General features: G+C 70.1%; 16 protein-coding genes and 1 tRNA gene. 11 read left to right on the plus strand and 6 right to left on the minus strand.

What is annotated here, in order from left to right:
- Positions 1-13 precede the first annotated feature (13 nt).
- On the minus strand, positions 14-745 hold the full coding sequence (locus RIC54_RS04795; RefSeq protein ID WP_350150598.1) for a PAS domain-containing protein: 732 nt from the start codon (positions 743-745) through the stop codon (positions 14-16).
- Positions 718-792: transfer RNA gene (locus RIC54_RS04800), tRNA-Gly, on the minus strand. The genes RIC54_RS04795 and RIC54_RS04800 overlap by 28 nt, the downstream gene beginning before the upstream one ends.
- Before the next feature lie 249 nt (positions 793-1,041).
- On the opposite strand from RIC54_RS04800, the gene RIC54_RS04805 reads away from it, so the two are divergent.
- From RIC54_RS04805 to RIC54_RS04825, 5 genes are all read left to right on the plus strand, one after another.
- Complete coding sequence (locus RIC54_RS04805) at positions 1,042-1,575, plus strand: prolyl-tRNA synthetase associated domain-containing protein (protein ID WP_350150600.1); 534 nt, start codon at positions 1,042-1,044, stop codon at positions 1,573-1,575.
- A 90-nt stretch (positions 1,576-1,665) separates the two neighbouring features.
- Entirely contained in the window at positions 1,666-2,619 is a 954-nt protein-coding gene (gene trxA / locus RIC54_RS04810; protein WP_350150602.1) for a thioredoxin, read from the plus strand.
- A 34-nt stretch (positions 2,620-2,653) separates the two neighbouring features.
- Complete coding sequence (locus RIC54_RS04815) at positions 2,654-3,319, plus strand: LON peptidase substrate-binding domain-containing protein (protein WP_350150604.1); 666 nt, start codon at positions 2,654-2,656, stop codon at positions 3,317-3,319.
- Positions 3,306-3,563 (plus strand): Trm112 family protein, encoded by a 258-nt coding sequence (locus tag RIC54_RS04820; protein ID WP_350150606.1) that lies wholly within the window; start codon positions 3,306-3,308, stop codon positions 3,561-3,563. Before RIC54_RS04815 ends, RIC54_RS04820 begins: the two co-directional genes overlap by 14 nt.
- Positions 3,560-3,952, plus strand: a complete 393-nt coding sequence (locus tag RIC54_RS04825; RefSeq protein WP_350150608.1) for a gamma-butyrobetaine hydroxylase family protein — start codon at positions 3,560-3,562, stop codon at positions 3,950-3,952. Before RIC54_RS04820 ends, RIC54_RS04825 begins: the two co-directional genes overlap by 4 nt.
- Positions 3,953-3,982: 30 nt before the next feature.
- Here RIC54_RS04825 and RIC54_RS04830 read toward each other — a convergent pair whose 3' ends face one another.
- Complete coding sequence (locus RIC54_RS04830) at positions 3,983-5,197, minus strand: UbiH/UbiF/VisC/COQ6 family ubiquinone biosynthesis hydroxylase (RefSeq protein WP_350150610.1); 1,215 nt, start codon at positions 5,195-5,197, stop codon at positions 3,983-3,985.
- A gap of 363 nt (positions 5,198-5,560) precedes the next feature.
- Between RIC54_RS04830 and RIC54_RS04835 the strand changes: the two genes are divergently transcribed.
- The 6 genes from RIC54_RS04835 to RIC54_RS04860 all read left to right on the plus strand — a co-directional run bounded on the left by RIC54_RS04835 (position 5,561) and on the right by RIC54_RS04860 (position 12,306).
- On the plus strand, positions 5,561-5,899 hold the full coding sequence (locus tag RIC54_RS04835) for a P-II family nitrogen regulator (protein ID WP_350150612.1): 339 nt from the start codon (positions 5,561-5,563) through the stop codon (positions 5,897-5,899).
- A 21-nt stretch (positions 5,900-5,920) separates the two neighbouring features.
- Positions 5,921-7,258, plus strand: a complete 1,338-nt coding sequence (locus RIC54_RS04840; protein WP_350150614.1) for an ammonium transporter AmtB — start codon at positions 5,921-5,923, stop codon at positions 7,256-7,258.
- A gap of 309 nt (positions 7,259-7,567) precedes the next feature.
- On the plus strand, positions 7,568-10,033 hold the full coding sequence (locus RIC54_RS04845) for a DNA translocase FtsK (protein WP_502990167.1): 2,466 nt from the start codon (positions 7,568-7,570) through the stop codon (positions 10,031-10,033).
- Positions 10,034-10,116: 83 nt separating this feature from the next.
- Complete coding sequence (locus tag RIC54_RS04850; RefSeq protein ID WP_350150619.1) at positions 10,117-10,767, plus strand: LolA family protein; 651 nt, start codon at positions 10,117-10,119, stop codon at positions 10,765-10,767.
- 109 nt (positions 10,768-10,876) lie between these two features.
- Positions 10,877-11,659 carry a gamma-glutamyl-gamma-aminobutyrate hydrolase family protein gene (locus tag RIC54_RS04855; RefSeq protein WP_350150621.1) on the plus strand — a complete coding sequence of 261 codons (783 nt, stop codon included), beginning with the start codon at positions 10,877-10,879 and terminating at the stop codon, positions 11,657-11,659.
- Between the two features lie 41 nt (positions 11,660-11,700).
- On the plus strand, positions 11,701-12,306 hold the full coding sequence (locus RIC54_RS04860) for a hypothetical protein (protein ID WP_350150623.1): 606 nt from the start codon (positions 11,701-11,703) through the stop codon (positions 12,304-12,306).
- On the opposite strand, the gene RIC54_RS04865 is transcribed toward RIC54_RS04860, so the two are convergent.
- The 3 genes from RIC54_RS04865 to RIC54_RS04875 are packed head-to-tail and all read right to left on the minus strand — an operon-like array spanning position 12,275 to position 15,210.
- Positions 12,275-13,594, minus strand: coding sequence for a TRAP transporter large permease (locus tag RIC54_RS04865; RefSeq protein ID WP_350150625.1), 1,320 nt, complete (start codon positions 13,592-13,594; stop codon positions 12,275-12,277). The two genes, RIC54_RS04860 and RIC54_RS04865, sit on opposite strands and share 32 nt — an antisense overlap.
- Positions 13,595-13,604: 10 nt before the next feature.
- Positions 13,605-14,150, minus strand: coding sequence for a TRAP transporter small permease (locus RIC54_RS04870; protein ID WP_350150628.1), 546 nt, complete (start codon positions 14,148-14,150; stop codon positions 13,605-13,607).
- Between the two features lie 31 nt (positions 14,151-14,181).
- Positions 14,182-15,210, minus strand: a complete 1,029-nt coding sequence (locus RIC54_RS04875; protein ID WP_350150630.1) for a TRAP transporter substrate-binding protein — start codon at positions 15,208-15,210, stop codon at positions 14,182-14,184.
- Positions 15,211-15,844: the final 634 nt, after the last annotated feature.

Consider the following 15,844-nt stretch of genomic DNA (forward strand, 5'->3'; position numbering starts at 1 on the left):
CCCGGCCCGTGGGTCAGAGGTCGCGCAAGCTGGGCACGTTGCCGACCAGCAGCCGGTCGACCGTGCCGTCGTCGCCGGCGAACGGCAGGATCACCCGGTTCCAGTCGGCGGACTGGATGGCGTGGTGGGTGGTGTGGTGCGAGAACAGCGGCCGCCGCTTGCGGCAGACCGCCTGGTAGGTTGCGAGAAAGAACGCGGCGACCCGCGGCGACGGCAGGTCCCAGACGGTCCTCCCGGTCATCTCGAGGCCGGCGTATTCGGCGATCGCCGTGCCGTAGACCCGGTAGCGGAAGTCGGCGCCGCCGTCGATCGGCTCCAGCAGCATCAGGTAGCCGAGGGCGGGGCGCAGCTCGAGCGCGTCGATCGTCCGCGAGGCCGGAAGCCGGTCGGTCTCCGCCCGGTCCAGCCACAGCCGCAGCAGGAACCGTAGCGGCCCGTCCTCCAGCTCGCTCTCCGAGGGCTCCCAGCGGGTGGTCGGGGTCGGGCTGTCGATGGTGGCGAACAGCGCGGCGATGGCGCCGGGCGGCCCGCCGACCAGCTCGTCGGTCAGGCGCTCGACGTCGCGCAGCAGCGCTTCGCTCGGCGGATTCGCGCTCGGTCGACGGCCGGCTGACAAGAGAGGATGCTCCGCGTGGGGACGCTGTCGGCGCAGCGTAGCAGCCCGGGACCGCCGGTACATCGGCCGGCCCGGGGTCGGGTCATCGGTCTGCGGAAAATTGGAGCGGGCGATGAGATTCGAACTCACGACCCCAACCTTGGCAAGGTTGTGCTCTACCCCTGAGCTACGCCCGCGCTCCATGTCCGCCCGTAGGCGGCGTCGAGGCGGCGGATAATAGCGTCGAGTTCGGCGAATGCAAGCGGTCTCGTGCGAAAATCTTCTGCGCTTTCCGGACGCTGGCGGAGGCCGGTTTTACGCGCGTTTGCAACGGCTTCCCGGCCGCGTCGCGCGGCGCGACCGGCGCGCCGAGCCTTCCCTTTGCCGCGGCCGTTGGCTACAACCGCCCCGCCGATCGATGCCGTCGACCCGGAAGGCAGAGCGAGATGAGCGATTCCGTGACCGATTCCGTGGTGCCGCCCACCAGCCCGGAGGCGCTGCTGGCCCGCCTGGACGAGCTGGGCGTTGCCTATGTTCGCCACGACCACCCGCCGCTGTTCACGGTCGAGGATTCCAAGGCCCTGCGCGGCGACCTGCCGGGCGGCCACTGCAAGAACCTGTTCCTGCGCGACCGCAAGGGCGCCATGTGGCTGGTGGTCTGCCTGGAGGACCGGGCGGTCGACCTGAAGGCGCTCGGATCCCTGCTCGGCGGCGTCCGGCTGTCGTTCGGCAGCGCCGACCGGCTGATGCGGGTGCTCGGCGTGGTCCCCGGCGCGGTGTCGCCGTTCGCCCTGATCAACGACACCGCGGTCGAGGTGACGGTGATCCTCGACAAGGCGATGCTGGCGCACCGGCCGCTGAACTATCATCCGCTTGTCAACACCGTGACGATCGCGGTGGCGCCCGAGGACCTGGTGCGGTTCGTCGAAGCCTGCGGCCACACGCCGCAGGTGCTGGATCTCGACGCCGCCGCCGGCTGATCCGGCGGGAAGGCAGCCGTTCCGCGGTTGCCGCTTGTTTGGGCAGGCACGGACTTTACATTATCCTCACCGAGAACGAGGGAAGTACCCATGGAATCGATCCTCAGGCCCGACGGCAGCGCCTTCGCCCCCTCCGGCGCCCCCACCGGCGGCCCGGCCGGCGCGGCCGGGGACGTCATCAAGGACGCGACCTCCGCGACTTTCATGGCCGACGTCGTCGACGCGTCGATGGACACCCCGGTCCTGGTCGACTTCTGGGCGCCGTGGTGCGGGCCGTGCAAGCAACTGACGCCGTTGATCGAGCGCGTGGTGCGCAACGCCGCCGGTGCGGTCAGGCTGGTCAAGGTCAACGTCGACGAGTGCCCGGAGATCGCCCAGCAGCTCCGCATCCAGTCGATCCCCACCGTCTATGCCTTCAAGAACGGGCAGCCGGTGGACGGCTTCCAGGGCGCGGTGCCGGAGAGCCAGATCCAGCAGCTTATCGACCGGCTGACCGGGGGGGCGGCCTCGCAGTCTCCGGTCGCCCAGGCCATGGAGCAGGCCGACGAACTGCTCGAGCAGGGCGATCACCAGGCCGCCGGCTCGGTCTACCAGCAGGTGATGTCGCACGACCCGGAGAACGCGCCGGCCTATGCCGGATTCCTGAAATGCCTGGTGGCCGACGGCCGGATCGCCGAGGCCAAGGAGGTTCTGGAGGCACTCGAGGACGCGATCCGCGCCGACAAGAGCGTCCAGGCCGTGATCACCCAGATCGAGCTGGCCGAGCAGGGCGCCAAGGCGGCCGGCGAGCTGGCCGGGCTGCAGGCCCGCATCGCGGCCGATCCGAAGGACCATCAGGCCCGGCTTGACCTGGCGTCGGCGCTGTATGCCACCGGCGACGTCGAGGGGGCGCTCGGGCAGCTTCTCGAGAGCATCCGGCTCGATCGCAAATGGCAGGAAGAGGCGGCCCGCAAGCAGCTGCTGAAGTATTTCGAGGCGCTCGGCCCGACCGATCCGCACACCGTGGCGGCGCGCCGGCAGCTCGCATCGCTGCTGTTCTCGTGACGGCGGGTCCCGTGATCGCCGGCCGGCGCCGGTCATGACCGACGACCCGTTCGGCACCCGCTACGAGGACCTGCCGGCGACCCTGCCGGTGTTTCCGCTGACCGGAGTGCTGCTGCTGCCGCGCGGCAAGCTGCCGCTGAACATCTTCGAGCCGCGCTATCTGGCGATGACCCGGGACGCGCTCGGCGCCGGTCGGCTGATCGGCATGATCCAGCCGCGCCTGGCCGACGATCCGGCCGAGGTGCCGGCGCTCTACGAGATCGGCTGCGCCGGGCGGATCACCCAGTTCGCTGAGACCGACGACGGCCGCTACCTGATCACCCTCACCGGGGTCTGCCGGTTCGCGATCACCGAGGAGGTCGCCTCGATGCGCGGGTACCGCCGGGCACAGGTCGACTGGAGCCGGTTCCGCCAGGATCTCGACGAGCCGACCGGCGTCAGCCTGGATCGCGAGGGCCTGGTCGAGCGGTTGCAGCGCTATTTCGACGGCAGGGGCATCCAGGCGGACTGGAACAGCATCCGCTCGACTTCGGACGAGCGGCTGGTGACCACCCTGGCGATGGTCTGCCCGTTCGAGCCCGGCGAGAAACAGGGGCTGCTGGAGTGTCCGAGCCTGGAGGATCGCAGCGCGCTGCTGATGGCCCTCATCGAGATGGCGGCGGCCGGTGGCGACAAAGGAGACGACCATGTCCGACACTGATACCGGCGGCACCCCCCGGGGAGGCACGTCCGGCGGGGACACCCCCGTCGATCCCCGGCTGCTCGAGATCCTGGTCTGCCCGATCAGCAAACGGCAGCTGACCTATGATCGTGAGGCCGGCGAGCTGATCAGCGAGACCGCCCGGCTGGCCTTCCCGATCCGCGACGGCGTCCCGATCATGCTGGTCGACGAGGCCCGGTCGCTGGACGACGAGCCGGGGCGGGCGCCCGCGGGGCCGCGATGAGCAGCCTGGAAACCGGCGACGACCGCTTCGATACCCCGCACTGGCCGGCCGAGATCCGGGTCGCGAAGGACCGGCGCAGCCTGTCGGTGGCGTTCCGGGACGGCCCGACGGTCGGGATTCCGGCCGAGCTGCTGCGGGTCGAGAGCCCGTCGGCCGAGGTCCAGGGCCACAGCGCCGCCGGCAAGACGCTGGTCGCGGGCAAGGCCGGGGTGGCGATCGCCTCGGTCGAGCCGGTCGGCAACTACGCGGTGCGCATCGGCTTCGACGACGGCCATTCGACCGGCATCTACACCTGGCGCTACCTGCACAAGCTCGGCACCCAGGGCGAGGCCATGCTGGCCGACTATGCCGCAGCGCTGGCGCAGAAGGGCCTGAGCCGGGACGCCTGACCGGCCCCGGCCGCGTCGCCGACCGGGACGCTACAACGGCTCGCCGCGCAGCAGCCGCGGCAGGGTGCCGAGGGTGCCCATGGCGTGGCGGATCGCCATCCGCTTGAACGGCGGGATCCGCTCGACCAGACCGAGACCGAGGTCGCGCACCGCCCGCACCGGGGTCACGTCGTTGGAGAACAGCCGGACCAGCCCATCGGTCGAGGCCATCAGGCTGGCGCTGTCGAAGCGCCGGCGGCGCTGGTAGTCGCGCAGCACGGTGGCGGCGCCGGGGTCCAGGCCGAGCCGCACCGCGTCGGCCATCACCTCGGCCAGCGCCGCGACGTCCCGCAGCCCGAGGTTGAAGCCCTGCCCGGCGACCGGATGCATGGCGTGGGCGGCGTCGCCGACCAGCGCCACCCGGTCGGCCACGAAGCTCTCGGCGGCCACCAGCTCGAGCGGGAACACCCGGCGCGGGCCGAGCGGCCGCAGCCGCCCGAGGGAATCGCCGAAGCGCTCGGTCAGGGCCGCGGCGAAGGCGTCGTCGTCGAGCCGCGCGATGCGCTCGGCCACGGCGCTGCGCTCGGTCCAGACCAGCGCGGAGCGTCGGCCGGACAATGGCAGCAGGGCCACCGGTCCGCCCGGCATGAAGCGCTCGTGCGCGATCCCCTGGTGCGGCAGGTCGTGCCCGATGGTGTCGACGATGCTGGACTGCCGGTAGGGCAGCCGGGTCACCCGCAGCCGCGCCAGCGACCGCACCGCGGAGTCCCGGCCGTCGGCGCCGACCACCAGCGCGCCGGTCAGCCGCCGGCCGTCGGTCAGGGTCAGGGTGGCCGCGGCCGGCGTCACCGATAGCTCGGCGACGGTCCCGGGATCCGCGATGACGACCTCGGGCCGGGCGGCCAGCCGGTCCAGCAGCGATTCCTTCAGGGCCTGGTTGACCACGATGTGGCCCATCGGCTCGTCGCCGACCGCCTTGTGGTCGTAGTGCATGTGCAGCGGCGAGTCGGCGTCGGACACCCGGATGTCGAGGATCGGCTCGGCGTCGCCGGCGACCGCATCCCAGGCGCCGAGCGCGGTCAGCAGCCGGCGCGACGACAGCGAGATCGCCGTGGTGCGGATGTCGCCGCCCGGCGAGCGCGGGTGTGTGGCGCGCGGGTCGGAGCGGTCGACCACCGCCACCCGCAACCCGGCCTCGGCCAGGGCCAGGGCGACCGACAGGCCCGAGAGCCCCGCCCCCGCGATCACGGCATCCGCCCGTTCCATGCTGCCTGCTCCGTGACCGGTGACCCTCGGACTAGACACTAGCGGAGACCGGACGGCGGGCAAGCGCGACGCCGCGTCGCGGGTGGCTGATCAAAAGGCAGGCATGTTCGAGTTTGTGCACATAAAATATGCATACATTCTGGTGCAGTCTTGTCTCGCCGGCCGCCGATTCGGCGCAACATACTGTCATTAAACGATTTATTGCACTGCAAGAAAACCGGCACGCTTCTTGATGATCTGACACCCGGCCCGCCGAGTGCGGGTGATCCGCGCGGCGCGCGGGCTGTCCTGGGGGGAATATCGGGGTCGCCCGGACGCCGCTCGGATCTTTCGGGAACACGCAATGGCGCGAGGGTTGGCGACATGAAACTGGTCATGGCCATTATCAAACCCTTCAAGCTCGACGAGGTCCGTGAAGCGCTCACCGCCCTGGGGATCCAGGGTCTGACGGTCAGCGAGGTCAAGGGGTTCGGTCGGCAGAAGGGCCAGACGGAAATCTACCGGGGCGCGGAGTACTCCGTGAATTTCCTGCCGAAAGTGAAGGTCGAAGTGGTGGTCGGAGACGACCTGGTGACGCCGGTGGTGGAAGCCATCCAGAAGGCGGCGAACACCGGCCGGATCGGCGACGGCAAGATCTTCGTGCTCGACGTGTCGCAGGCGGTGCGGATCCGTACCGGCGAGACCGACGCGGACGCGCTCTGAGAAAGGCGGGGGATCCCTACGATGAAGAAGTTCACGACCTTCAGCCTGCTGGCCTTCGCCACGACTGCCGCGACCGCAGGGTTCGCGCACTCGGCGTCGGCGGCGGTCGATCCGGAGACGGTGTTCATCCTGAACAGCCTCTCCTTCCTGTTGCACGGCTTCCTGGTGATGTGGATGGCCGCCGGCTTCGCGATGCTCGAAGCCGGTCTGGTCCGCACCAAGAACACCGCCATGCAGTGCACCAAGAACATCACGCTCTACGCGATCGCCGGCCTGCTGTACTGGGTGATCGGCTATAACCTGATGTACAGCGGCGTCGACGGCGGCTACTTCGGCACGCCCGGCCCGTGGGCCGCGGCCGACGCCCAGGTGACGGCGGACGGCTTCGTGTTCAACGCCGACGAGTCGTCCTACGCGGCGGCCTCCGACTGGTTCTTCCAGATGGTGTTCGTGGCGACCGCGGCGTCGATCGTCTCCGGCACGCTCGCCGAGCGCATCAAGCTGATGCCGTTCCTGATCTTCACGGTCGTGCTGACCGGCGTGCTGTACCCGATCCAGGGCTCCTGGAGCTGGGGCGGCGGCTGGCTGAGCGGGATGGGCTTCCTGGACTTCGCCGGCTCGACCATCGTGCACTCGGTGGGCGGCTGGGCGGCCCTGACCGGCGCCATCATCCTCGGCGCCCGGCGCGGCAAGTTCAACAAGGACGGCAGCGTCAACCCGATGCCGGGCTCCAACCTGCCGCTGGCGACCCTCGGGACCTTCATCCTGTGGCTCGGCTGGTTCGGCTTCAACGGCGGCTCGCAGCTCGCCATGGGCTCGGCCGCCGACATCGTGTCGATCGCCACGATCTACGTGAACACCAACATCGCGGCCGCGGCCGGCGTGGTGGTCGCGGTGATCCTGACCTCGATCATGTACAAGAAGGTCGACCTGACGATGGCCCTGAACGGCGCCCTCGGCGGGTTGGTCGGCATCACCGCCGAGCCGCTGGCCCCGTCGGTCGGCATGGCGGTGTTCGTCGGTGCCGTCGCCGCCGTGCTGGTGGTCTTCACGGTGCCGCTGCTCGACAAGCTGAAGATCGACGACGTGGTCGGCGCCATCCCGGTTCACCTGGTGTGCGGCGTCTGGGGCACCATCGCGGTGGCGTTCTCGAACGGCGACGCGACCTTCGTGAACCAGATCGTCGGCATCCTCGCGGTCGGCGTGTTCATGGTGGTCACCAGCGGCATCGTCTGGCTGGTGCTGAAGACGATCATGGGACTGCGGCCGAGCGAGGAAGACGAGGACATGGGCCTCGATCGCGCCGAGCTCGGCCTGGAGGCCTACCCCGAGTTCGGGCGCGGCTCCCAGACCATCTGACGACGACCCGGTCCGGGGCGGCTCCCGCGGAGCCTCCCCGGGCCTTCCACTCTCCCTCGACTCGGGCCCGGCGGCATCGCTTCCGGGCCCGTTTTCTTTGGCGGGCCGGTCCGGGCCCTGCGGGATTCATCGGAAACAGCTTAGGCTCTGCCTGAAGGTTGCTCGCTAAGCACTTGTCCGTTAGAGTAGAAATCCGATTGGAACAAAACCGATACGGCGATATCCCCAGGATGGGGAGAGGCGCCGTGCTGCGACGGGGATGGCGGAACCATGGCGCGCGCCAGCAGCCGAGGCGAAACGAGGACCTTGTTGCCGGACGTCGCGAGCCGCTACCTGAAGCGGCGCGCGGCGGAGATCGCCGGCATCGTGCTGGTGGCGCTGGCCGCCGCCCTGGCGGTGGCGCTGGTCGGGTTCGACGTCGCCGATCCGTCGCTCAACACCGCCGGTGCCGCCGGCGGCCGCGAGATCGCCAATCCGCTCGGCCTGGCCGGCGCGGTGGTGGCCGATCTGCTGCTGCAGTCGCTCGGCGTCGCCAGCGCCCTGCTGGTGCTGGTGCCGGCGATCTGGGGCTGGCGACTGCTGCGGCACGAGGCGATCGGCCGCCCGGCGTTGCGCGTCGCCCTGCTGCCGCCGGCGCTGGCCCTGGCCACCCTGGCGGCGGCGGCCGCCCCGGTGCCGCCGACCTGGCCGCTGCGGGCCGGGCTCGGGGGCTTCCTCGGCCAGCTGTTCCTGCAGCCATCCGGCCGGCTGATCCCGTATCTCGAGCCGGTCGGCGGCATCGTGCCGGTCGCGATCCTGGCCGGCCTGCTGGCGATCGGGCTGGCCCTGTGGTGCGTCGGCTACAGCGTGCGCGACGCCGCGGTCGGGCTCTGGATGCTGGCCCGCGCCGCCGCGGGCCTGATCGGCCGCGGTGCCCGGCTCGGCTGGCGCGGCGCCGGCGCCGGCGCCCGGGTCGGCAGGCGCTTCGGCGCCCGCGCCCTGGCCCGCAGCCGCGACGGCCGGGAAGAGCCGCAGTTCGGCCGTGCCCCGGCCGGGCGCGCTTCGGGTGGCGACACCGACCCGGACGACGACGAGCCGCCCTTCGAGGTAGACGGCCGGCCGGCCGGCCGATGCCGCGAGCGGGACGCCGGCGACGCAGACAGCGGCCCGGCGGTGGCCGTGCGGGCCGCCCAGCGCGCCGCCAAGCGGGTCGAAAAGCCGGCGCCCCGGCCGCCGCGGCCCACCACCGCCAGCCAGGGCAGTCTCGATCTCGGACCGGGCGGCGACTACGCCTATCCCGCGCTCGACCTGCTGACCGAGCCTAAGGTGCTGGGTCACGGGCCGGAGGAGGACTCGCTCGAGCAGAACGCCCGGATGCTGGAATCGGTGCTGCAGGACTTCGGGGTCAAGGGGACCATCGGCAAGGTCCGCTACGGCCCGGTGGTGACCCTGTACGAGCTGGAGCCGGCGCCCGGCACCAAGTCGTCGCGGGTGATCGGGCTGTCCGACGATATCGCCCGGTCGATGAGCGCGGTGTCGGTCCGCGTCGCCGTGGTCCCGGGCCGCAACGTCATCGGCATCGAGCTGCCGAACAGCCGGCGCGAGACCGTCTACCTGCGCGACATCCTGGAATCCGAGGCCTATGGCGGCAGCGGCGGCAAGCTGACGATCGCGCTCGGCAAGGACATCGGCGGCAGCCCGGTGGCGGTCGACCTGGCCCGCATGCCGCACCTGCTGATCGCCGGCACCACCGGCTCCGGCAAGTCGGTGGCGGTCAACACCATGATCCTGTCGCTGCTGTACCGGCTGCCGCCGGAGCGCTGCCGCTTCATCATGATCGACCCGAAGATGCTGGAGCTGTCGGTCTACGACGGCATCCCGCACCTGCTGTCCCCGGTGGTCACCGACCCGAAGAAGGCGGTGGTGGCGCTGAAGTGGACGGTGCGCGAGATGGAGACCCGCTACCGGGCGATGTCCAAGCTCGGGGTGCGCAACATCGAGGGCTACAACGCCCGGCTCGCCGAGGCGGTGAAGAAGGGCGAGATCCTGAAGCGCCGGGTGCAGACCGGGTTCGACGCCGACACCGGCAAGCCGGTGTTCGAGGAGGAGCCGCTCGACCTGACGCCGCTGCCGTTCATCGTGGTGGTGATCGACGAGGTCGCCGACCTGATGCTGGTGGCCGGCAAGGACATCGAGGGCGCCGTGCAGCGCCTGGCGCAGATGGCGCGGGCCGCCGGCATCCACGTGATCATGGCGACCCAGCGCCCCTCGGTCGACGTCATCACCGGCACCATCAAGGCCAACTTCCCGACCCGCATCAGCTTCCAGGTCACCTCGAAGATCGACAGCCGCACCATCCTCGGCGAGCAGGGCGCCGAGCAGCTGCTCGGCCAGGGCGACATGCTGTACATGGCCGGCGGCGGCCGGATCACCCGCGTGCACGGACCGTTCTGCTCGGACGAGGAGGTCGAGGACGTGGTCCGGCACCTGAAGACCCAGGGCGAGCCGGAATACAACGACAGCATCACCGAGGACGACGAGGGCCTGGGCGACCCGCTCGGCATGGGCGGCGGGGTCGGCGAGGGCGGCGGTTCCGGCGACGACCTGTACGACCAGGCGGTGGCGATCGTGGCGCGCGAGGGCAAGTGCTCGACCTCGTTCATCCAGCGCCACCTGAAGATCGGCTACAACCGCGCCGCCACCATCGTCGAGCGGATGGAGAGCGAGGGCGTGGTCAGCCAGGCCAACCATGTCGGCAAGCGCGAGGTGCTGGTCGGCGACCATTCCGAGCCGTGATCCCGGCCGGTGTCACAATCCGCCTTGGTCCCGACCGCAAATCGCCGCTTGAACCGGCCGGGCGCCGGGGGCAAATGAGGCGCATGACACGCACCCTGAGAACGGCCCTGACGGGCACGCTGATCGCCGCCGGCCTGCTGGCCGCCGCGGCGCTTCCTCAACCGGTCGCGGCGGCCCCGCTGAGCGCCGAGGACCGGGCAGACATCGCCCGGGTCGAGCAGTACTTCAACGACATCACCTCGATGCGCTCGAGCTTCCTGCAGGCCAGCTCGACCGGCAACGTCGCCAAGGGCACGGTCTGGCTTCGGCGGCCGGGCCGGATGCGGTTCGAGTACGATCCGCCGTCCCCGATTCTCATTACATCGGACGGAACTCTTATTACTTATCAGGATCTTGAGCTTAAACAGACCAACCAGATCCCGCTGTTCAGCTCGCCGCTCAGCATGCTGGTCGACGACGACGTGAAGTTCGGCGACGAGCTGATCGTCGAGGAGGTCCGCAAGGAATCCAACGTGCTGCGGATCACCGTCCGGCAGCGCTCCGAGCCCGGGCAGGGCTACGTCACCCTGGTGTTCCAGGACCGGCCGCTGTCGCTCAAGCAGTGGACCATCGTCGACGCCCAGCAGGTGTCGGTGAAAGTCGCCCTGCTCGACCCCGAGTTCGGCGTGACGATCGCCAACGAGCTGTTCCGGCCCAGGGACTTCGGCAAGCCCGGCGACGAGGTCGGCCGCTGACCCGGATCCCGGCGCCGCCGAGGCGCCGCCGCCGCAGTCGGCGGTGGTGCGCGGCCGGCCGGCTGTCGTATTCTGGGCGCCGGACAGCGCCGGAGCGACGGGGACGAGCATGGCCGAGAACATGATGCCGCTGATCGGGGTCACCGCCTGCCGGATCAGGACCGAGGAGCACGCCCAGCAGCGGGTCACCGAGAAATACGTGACCGTGATCGTCGACGAGGCGATCGGCTGCCCGGTGATGATCCCGGCGCTGGAGGTCGGCATGCATCCCGAGGTGCTGGTCCGGCGACTCGACGGGATCCTGCTCACCGGCAGCCCCTCGAACGTCGAACCGCAGCACTACCAGGGCACTCCGAGCGAGAATCCTGCGGAACACGACCCGGCGCGCGATGCGGTGACCCTGCCGCTGATCCGCGCGGCGGTCGCCGCCGGGGTGCCGATCCTGGGGCTGTGCCGCGGCGTCCAGGAGATGAACGTGGCGTTCGGCGGCAGCCTGGTGCAGCGCATCCACGACGACACGGGCAAGCTGGACCACCGGATGCGCCCGCAGGTCCCGTTCGACTGGAAGTACCGCAAGGCGCATCCGGTCGCGCTCACCCCCGGCGGCCTGCTCGAGGCGATCGCCGGGCCCGGGCCGCACTTGGTCAACTCCCTGCACGGCCAGGGCATCGACCGGCCGGGCGCGCGGGTGCGGGTCGAGGCGACCGCCCCGGACGGGGTGATCGAGGCGATCTCGATCGCCGAGGCGCCGGGCTTCGCGCTCGGCGTGCAGTGGCACCCGGAATGGCCGCGGCCCTGTGCCGGCATCGACCGGGCGGTGTTCCGGGCGTTCGGCGAGGCGGTGCGGGCCCGCATGCGCGGGATCGCCGCCCAGGCGGCGGCCGCCGAGTGAGAACGCGCATGCCGACCCGCCTGCGGCCCTGAGCTGCGACGATGACGCTGGATCCCGCACTGCTGGCCGGGCTGGAATCCGCTTCCGCCATCCTTTTCAACGTCCTGGCCGCGGCCGCGGCGGTGGCGGCGGCGATCCGCTACTTCGTGGTCACCAAGGCGCTGACCGCCCACACCCTTCTGGGGATCTCATGGTCGCCGGTCCTGTGGCGCGACGACGCCCGGCTGATCGAGCTGGTGTTCGACGTCCAGAACCAAAGCGTCGAGGCCTTCCGCTTCTACAACCTGTTCGTCCGGGTCTCCGCGGTGCGGCTGGCGGACGGCGACGCCAGCTCGACGGCTGACGGTTGCGCCGTGCAGGAGGAAATCGTGCTCGACTGGCGCAACCTGATCGAGGAGCGGGAGGAATGGGTCCGCCTGAGCCCAGGACGCGACTACCAGGTTTCCCTGCCGGTCCGGCTCGGCGGCGCGGTCGAGGCGATTCGGGTCGACATGGTGGTCCCGTACCGCCGAAAGCGCATCCCGACCCATGACGGCAGCATCGCCGGGCTGACCGCAGGCGACGAATACAACAGCCTGACCCGACACTTCGACGTCCGGCCAAGCGCCCGGGCGGTCAGCCGAGGAACCCCACCAGCCAGAGCGTGATCGAGGGGAACGCGATCAGCAGAACCACCCGCACGCCGTCCGAGATCAGGAACGGCAGCACGCCGCGGAAGCTCTCGAGCATCGGCACGTCGCGCGCCATCGAGTTGATGATGAACACGTTCATCCCGACCGGCGGGGTGATCAGCCCGACCTCGACCACCACCAGCGCGATCACCCCGAACCAGATGGCGGTGCCCTCCGGCGTCAGGCCGAAGTCCAGCGCCATGATCACCGGGAAGAAGATCGGGATGGTCAGCAGGATCATCGACAGGCTGTCCATGACGCAGCCGAGCGCCAGGTACAGCACCAGCATGGCGACCAGCACCATCAGCGGCGGCAGGCCGCTGCCGCCGATCAACTCGGCCAGCAGGTCCGGCATCCGGGTCAGCGCCAGGAAGCCGTTGAACAACTCGGCCCCGAACAGGATCAGGAAGATCATCGCCGAGGCCTCGGCCGCGCCCAGCAGGCACTCCTTGAGCCCCTGCCAGCCCATGCGCTCCTTCGCGACCGCCAGCAGGCCGGTGCCGGCGGCGCCGAACGCCGCCGCCTCGGTCGGGGTGAACACGCCGGTGTAGATACCGCCGATCACCAGCGTGAAGATCAGCATCGCCGGCCAGATGTCGATCAGCGACCGCAGCTTCTCCGACAGCGGATGCTCGGGGCCGGCCGGGCCCTCCTCCGGATACAGCCGGACGTAGATCGCGATCGCCGCCAGATAGCCGAACGCCGCCAGGATGCCCGGGATGAAGGCGGCCAGGAACATCTTCGCGATGTTCTGCTCGGTCAGGATGGCGTAGATCACGAGTATGACCGACGGCGGGATCAGAATCCCCAGAGTCCCGCCGGCAGCAAGGGATCCGGTCGCCAGTGCGCCCGAGTAGTGATAGCGCTTCAGCTCCGGTAGTGCCACCTGGCCCATGGTAGCGGCGGTCGCCAGGGAGGATCCGCAGATCGCCCCGAACAGGCCGCAGCCGCCGATCGCCGCCATCGCGATGCCGCCCGGCCGGTGCCCCAGCCAGGCGTTGGCGGCGCCGAACAGCCCGCGCGACAGCCCGGACTTGGTGGCGAACTGGCCCATCAGCAGGAACAGCGGGATCACGGTCAGGGAGTAGCTGGAGAACAGGTAGTAGGCGCTGGACTTGAGCTGGGCGATCAGCGGGGTCCAGCCGACGATCAGCGCGAAGCCGCCGCCGCCGGCGACCATCATCGCCACCCCGATCGGCATGCGCAGCGCCATCAGCGCCAGCATGCCCGCGAATACCGCGAGGCCGAGTTCGATGCCGGTCATGTCCTGTCGCTCATTCCGCGGTTGCGCCGGCGGTGCCCGCGGGCTCGACGCCGTGCCGGAGCCGGATCGCCGCGCCGTGCAGGCAGACCAGGCACAGCAGGCCGAAGGCCGGCACCATGACCACATAGCTGATCCAGACCGGCACCCCGAGCACCATGGTCTCGTCGTTGCTGGCATAGGTGTCGATGCCGCCGAGCGCCATCTGCCAGGCCACCAGCCCGGCGCAGAACGCGAACACCAGGCCGTGCAGGGCATCGATCCGGATGCGGGCCCGGGCGGAGGTCGCCGCCGTGAAGAAGTCGACGATGACGTTGCCGCCGCGAACCTGGCAGTACGGCAGGAAGGCGGCGACCGCCGCCCCGGCGGCCAGTTCGACCAGCTCGACATCGCCGGAGATCGGGGCCGAGAACAGGTAACGGCCGGTGACGCTGACCACCGTCAGCACGGCGCCGCCGGCCAGCAGCAGGCCGCCGAGCACCGCCAGGGCGGCGGACAGCCGGCGCAGCACCGCCCCCACCGGATCGGAGGGGGCGGCCGGGGAGGAAGGGGCCGTCATCGACGGCCCCGGGCGGCGGCCGCGTGTCGGCTCACTGCGTGTACTTGTCGATCAGGGCGTCGGCGTCCTTCAGGAGCGCGGCGCCGTCCTTGCCGATGCCGTTCATCTCGGCGATCCAGTCGCCGCGCACGCTGGCGGTGACCGCCCGCATCTTCTCGACCTGGTCGGCCGACAGCTCGCGGACCGTGCCGCTGGCCTTGGCCTTGGCCAGTCCCGGGGCCTCGATCTCGTCCCAGACCTTGCCGACCCACTTGGCCATGTGCATGCCGCTGTGGTCGTCCAGGATCTTGCGCAGGTCGGCCGGCATGCCCTCGTACTTGGCCTTGTTCATGGCCAGCACGAACACCGAGGTGTAGAGGCCGCGCGACCCGGGCGTCACCAGGTGGTTGTCGACCAGCTCGGCGATCTTCAGGGGAATCGTGATCTCCCACGGGATCACCGCGCCGTCCACGACGCCCTTGGACAGCGCCTCCGGCAGCGCCGGCACCGGCATGAACACCGGCGTGGCGCCCATGGTCTCCAGCGCCTTGCCGATCGAGCGGCTGGGCGCGCGGACCTTCAGGCCCTCGAGGTCGGCGATCTTCTCGACCGGCTTCTTGGTGTGGATCACGCCGCGGGCGTGGACGTGGAACATCAGCGGGTGGACGTCCGAGAACTCGTCCCGCATGTGCTTCTCGTAGAACTCCTGCACGGCCATGGTGGTGCCGGCCGCGGTCGACACCATGAACGGCAGCTCGAACACCGCCGCCGTCGGATAGCGGCCCGGGGTGTAGCTCGGCAGCGCCCACACGATGTCGACGACGCCGTCGCGGGCCTGGTCGATCAGCTGCGGCGGCTTGCCGCCCAGCTGCATGGCCGGGAAGATCTCGATCGCGATGCGGCCGCCCGACGCCTCCTCGACCTCCTTCTTCCACGGCACCAGCACCTTGGCATGGGTGTTGGCGACCGGCGGCAGGAAGTGATGGACGCGCAGGGTGACCTCGGCCGCCTGGGCGGCGCCGATCGATGACGAAAATGCGGCGGCGGCCAGCGCGCCGAGCACGAGACGGCGAGTCTGCATGTTGAATCCTCCCAATGTGAAGTCAGTTCCCCGATTCTCTCGCCGGGCTCGCAAATCCCGCGCGGCGGCGGATAACGAGGACTATGAAAACCGCCGGCAGTCATGTCAACGATCCAGAATTCAATCAATCAAAACTGTCCTATAACTAACGGACAACTTGAGATGTGTTGTTTGGTTATGGCTGAGCGCGGGGAGCCGGACCGGGCTCCGTCCGGATTCCGGGGAGGTCACCCGGGCGACCAGGCTGGACCGCCGGCCGGCTTGCCGTTCAAATACCCGCCGCCGCCGGCCTGCGGCGGCTGTCCGGAGACCGGGTCTTGCGCGGAGCAACGCCCGTCAGCGCCGTTCAGTCAAGCATATCGATCCGAATTAAATCGAGGATACAATGAGGTATTGGACAGAACACGGAATAGAGGGCGCCGGGCGCGTTGCCGGCGGAAACGACGTTCGTCCGCTTCACCGGCGGCCGGGCGACCGCCGGAACGCCGCCTCGGCGGTGCCCCAAGAGGCCCGACGCCGGGGTCGTGAAGGTCCGGTTCTCCAGGCGAAGCGCCAGGAATCGCCGCCGACCGACCCGACACAGTGCCATCCACCGTGCATCGGAGGTCTTCATAACGCATTCGAAACAACCAAG

It is taken from the genome of Thalassobaculum sp. (assembly GCF_040219215.1).
In the GTDB taxonomy this organism is placed as follows: Bacteria; Pseudomonadota; Alphaproteobacteria; order Thalassobaculales; family Thalassobaculaceae; genus Thalassobaculum_A.

Bases quoted from the DNA above. Each gene is read 5' to 3' on its own strand.
- RIC54_RS04805 (WP_350150600.1), top strand. From the start codon at position 1,042: ATGAGCGATTCCGTGACCGATTCCGTGGTGCCGCCCACCAGCCCGGAG.
- trxA (WP_350150602.1), top strand. From the start codon at position 1,666: ATGGAATCGATCCTCAGGCCCGACGGCAGCGCCTTCGCCCCCTCCGGC.
- RIC54_RS04815 (WP_350150604.1), top strand. From the start codon at position 2,654: ATGACCGACGACCCGTTCGGCACCCGCTACGAGGACCTGCCGGCGACC.
- RIC54_RS04820 (WP_350150606.1), top strand. From the start codon at position 3,306: ATGTCCGACACTGATACCGGCGGCACCCCCCGGGGAGGCACGTCCGGC.
- RIC54_RS04825 (WP_350150608.1), top strand. From the start codon at position 3,560: ATGAGCAGCCTGGAAACCGGCGACGACCGCTTCGATACCCCGCACTGG.
- RIC54_RS04830 (WP_350150610.1), bottom strand. From the start codon at position 5,197: ATGGAACGGGCGGATGCCGTGATCGCGGGGGCGGGGCTCTCGGGCCTG.
- RIC54_RS04835 (WP_350150612.1), top strand. From the start codon at position 5,561: ATGAAACTGGTCATGGCCATTATCAAACCCTTCAAGCTCGACGAGGTC.
- RIC54_RS04840 (WP_350150614.1), top strand. From the start codon at position 5,921: ATGAAGAAGTTCACGACCTTCAGCCTGCTGGCCTTCGCCACGACTGCC.
- RIC54_RS04850 (WP_350150619.1), top strand. From the start codon at position 10,117: ATGACACGCACCCTGAGAACGGCCCTGACGGGCACGCTGATCGCCGCC.
- RIC54_RS04855 (WP_350150621.1), top strand. From the start codon at position 10,877: ATGGCCGAGAACATGATGCCGCTGATCGGGGTCACCGCCTGCCGGATC.
- RIC54_RS04860 (WP_350150623.1), top strand. From the start codon at position 11,701: ATGACGCTGGATCCCGCACTGCTGGCCGGGCTGGAATCCGCTTCCGCC.
- RIC54_RS04865 (WP_350150625.1), bottom strand. From the start codon at position 13,594: ATGACCGGCATCGAACTCGGCCTCGCGGTATTCGCGGGCATGCTGGCG.
- RIC54_RS04870 (WP_350150628.1), bottom strand. From the start codon at position 14,150: ATGACGGCCCCTTCCTCCCCGGCCGCCCCCTCCGATCCGGTGGGGGCG.
- RIC54_RS04875 (WP_350150630.1), bottom strand. From the start codon at position 15,210: ATGCAGACTCGCCGTCTCGTGCTCGGCGCGCTGGCCGCCGCCGCATTT.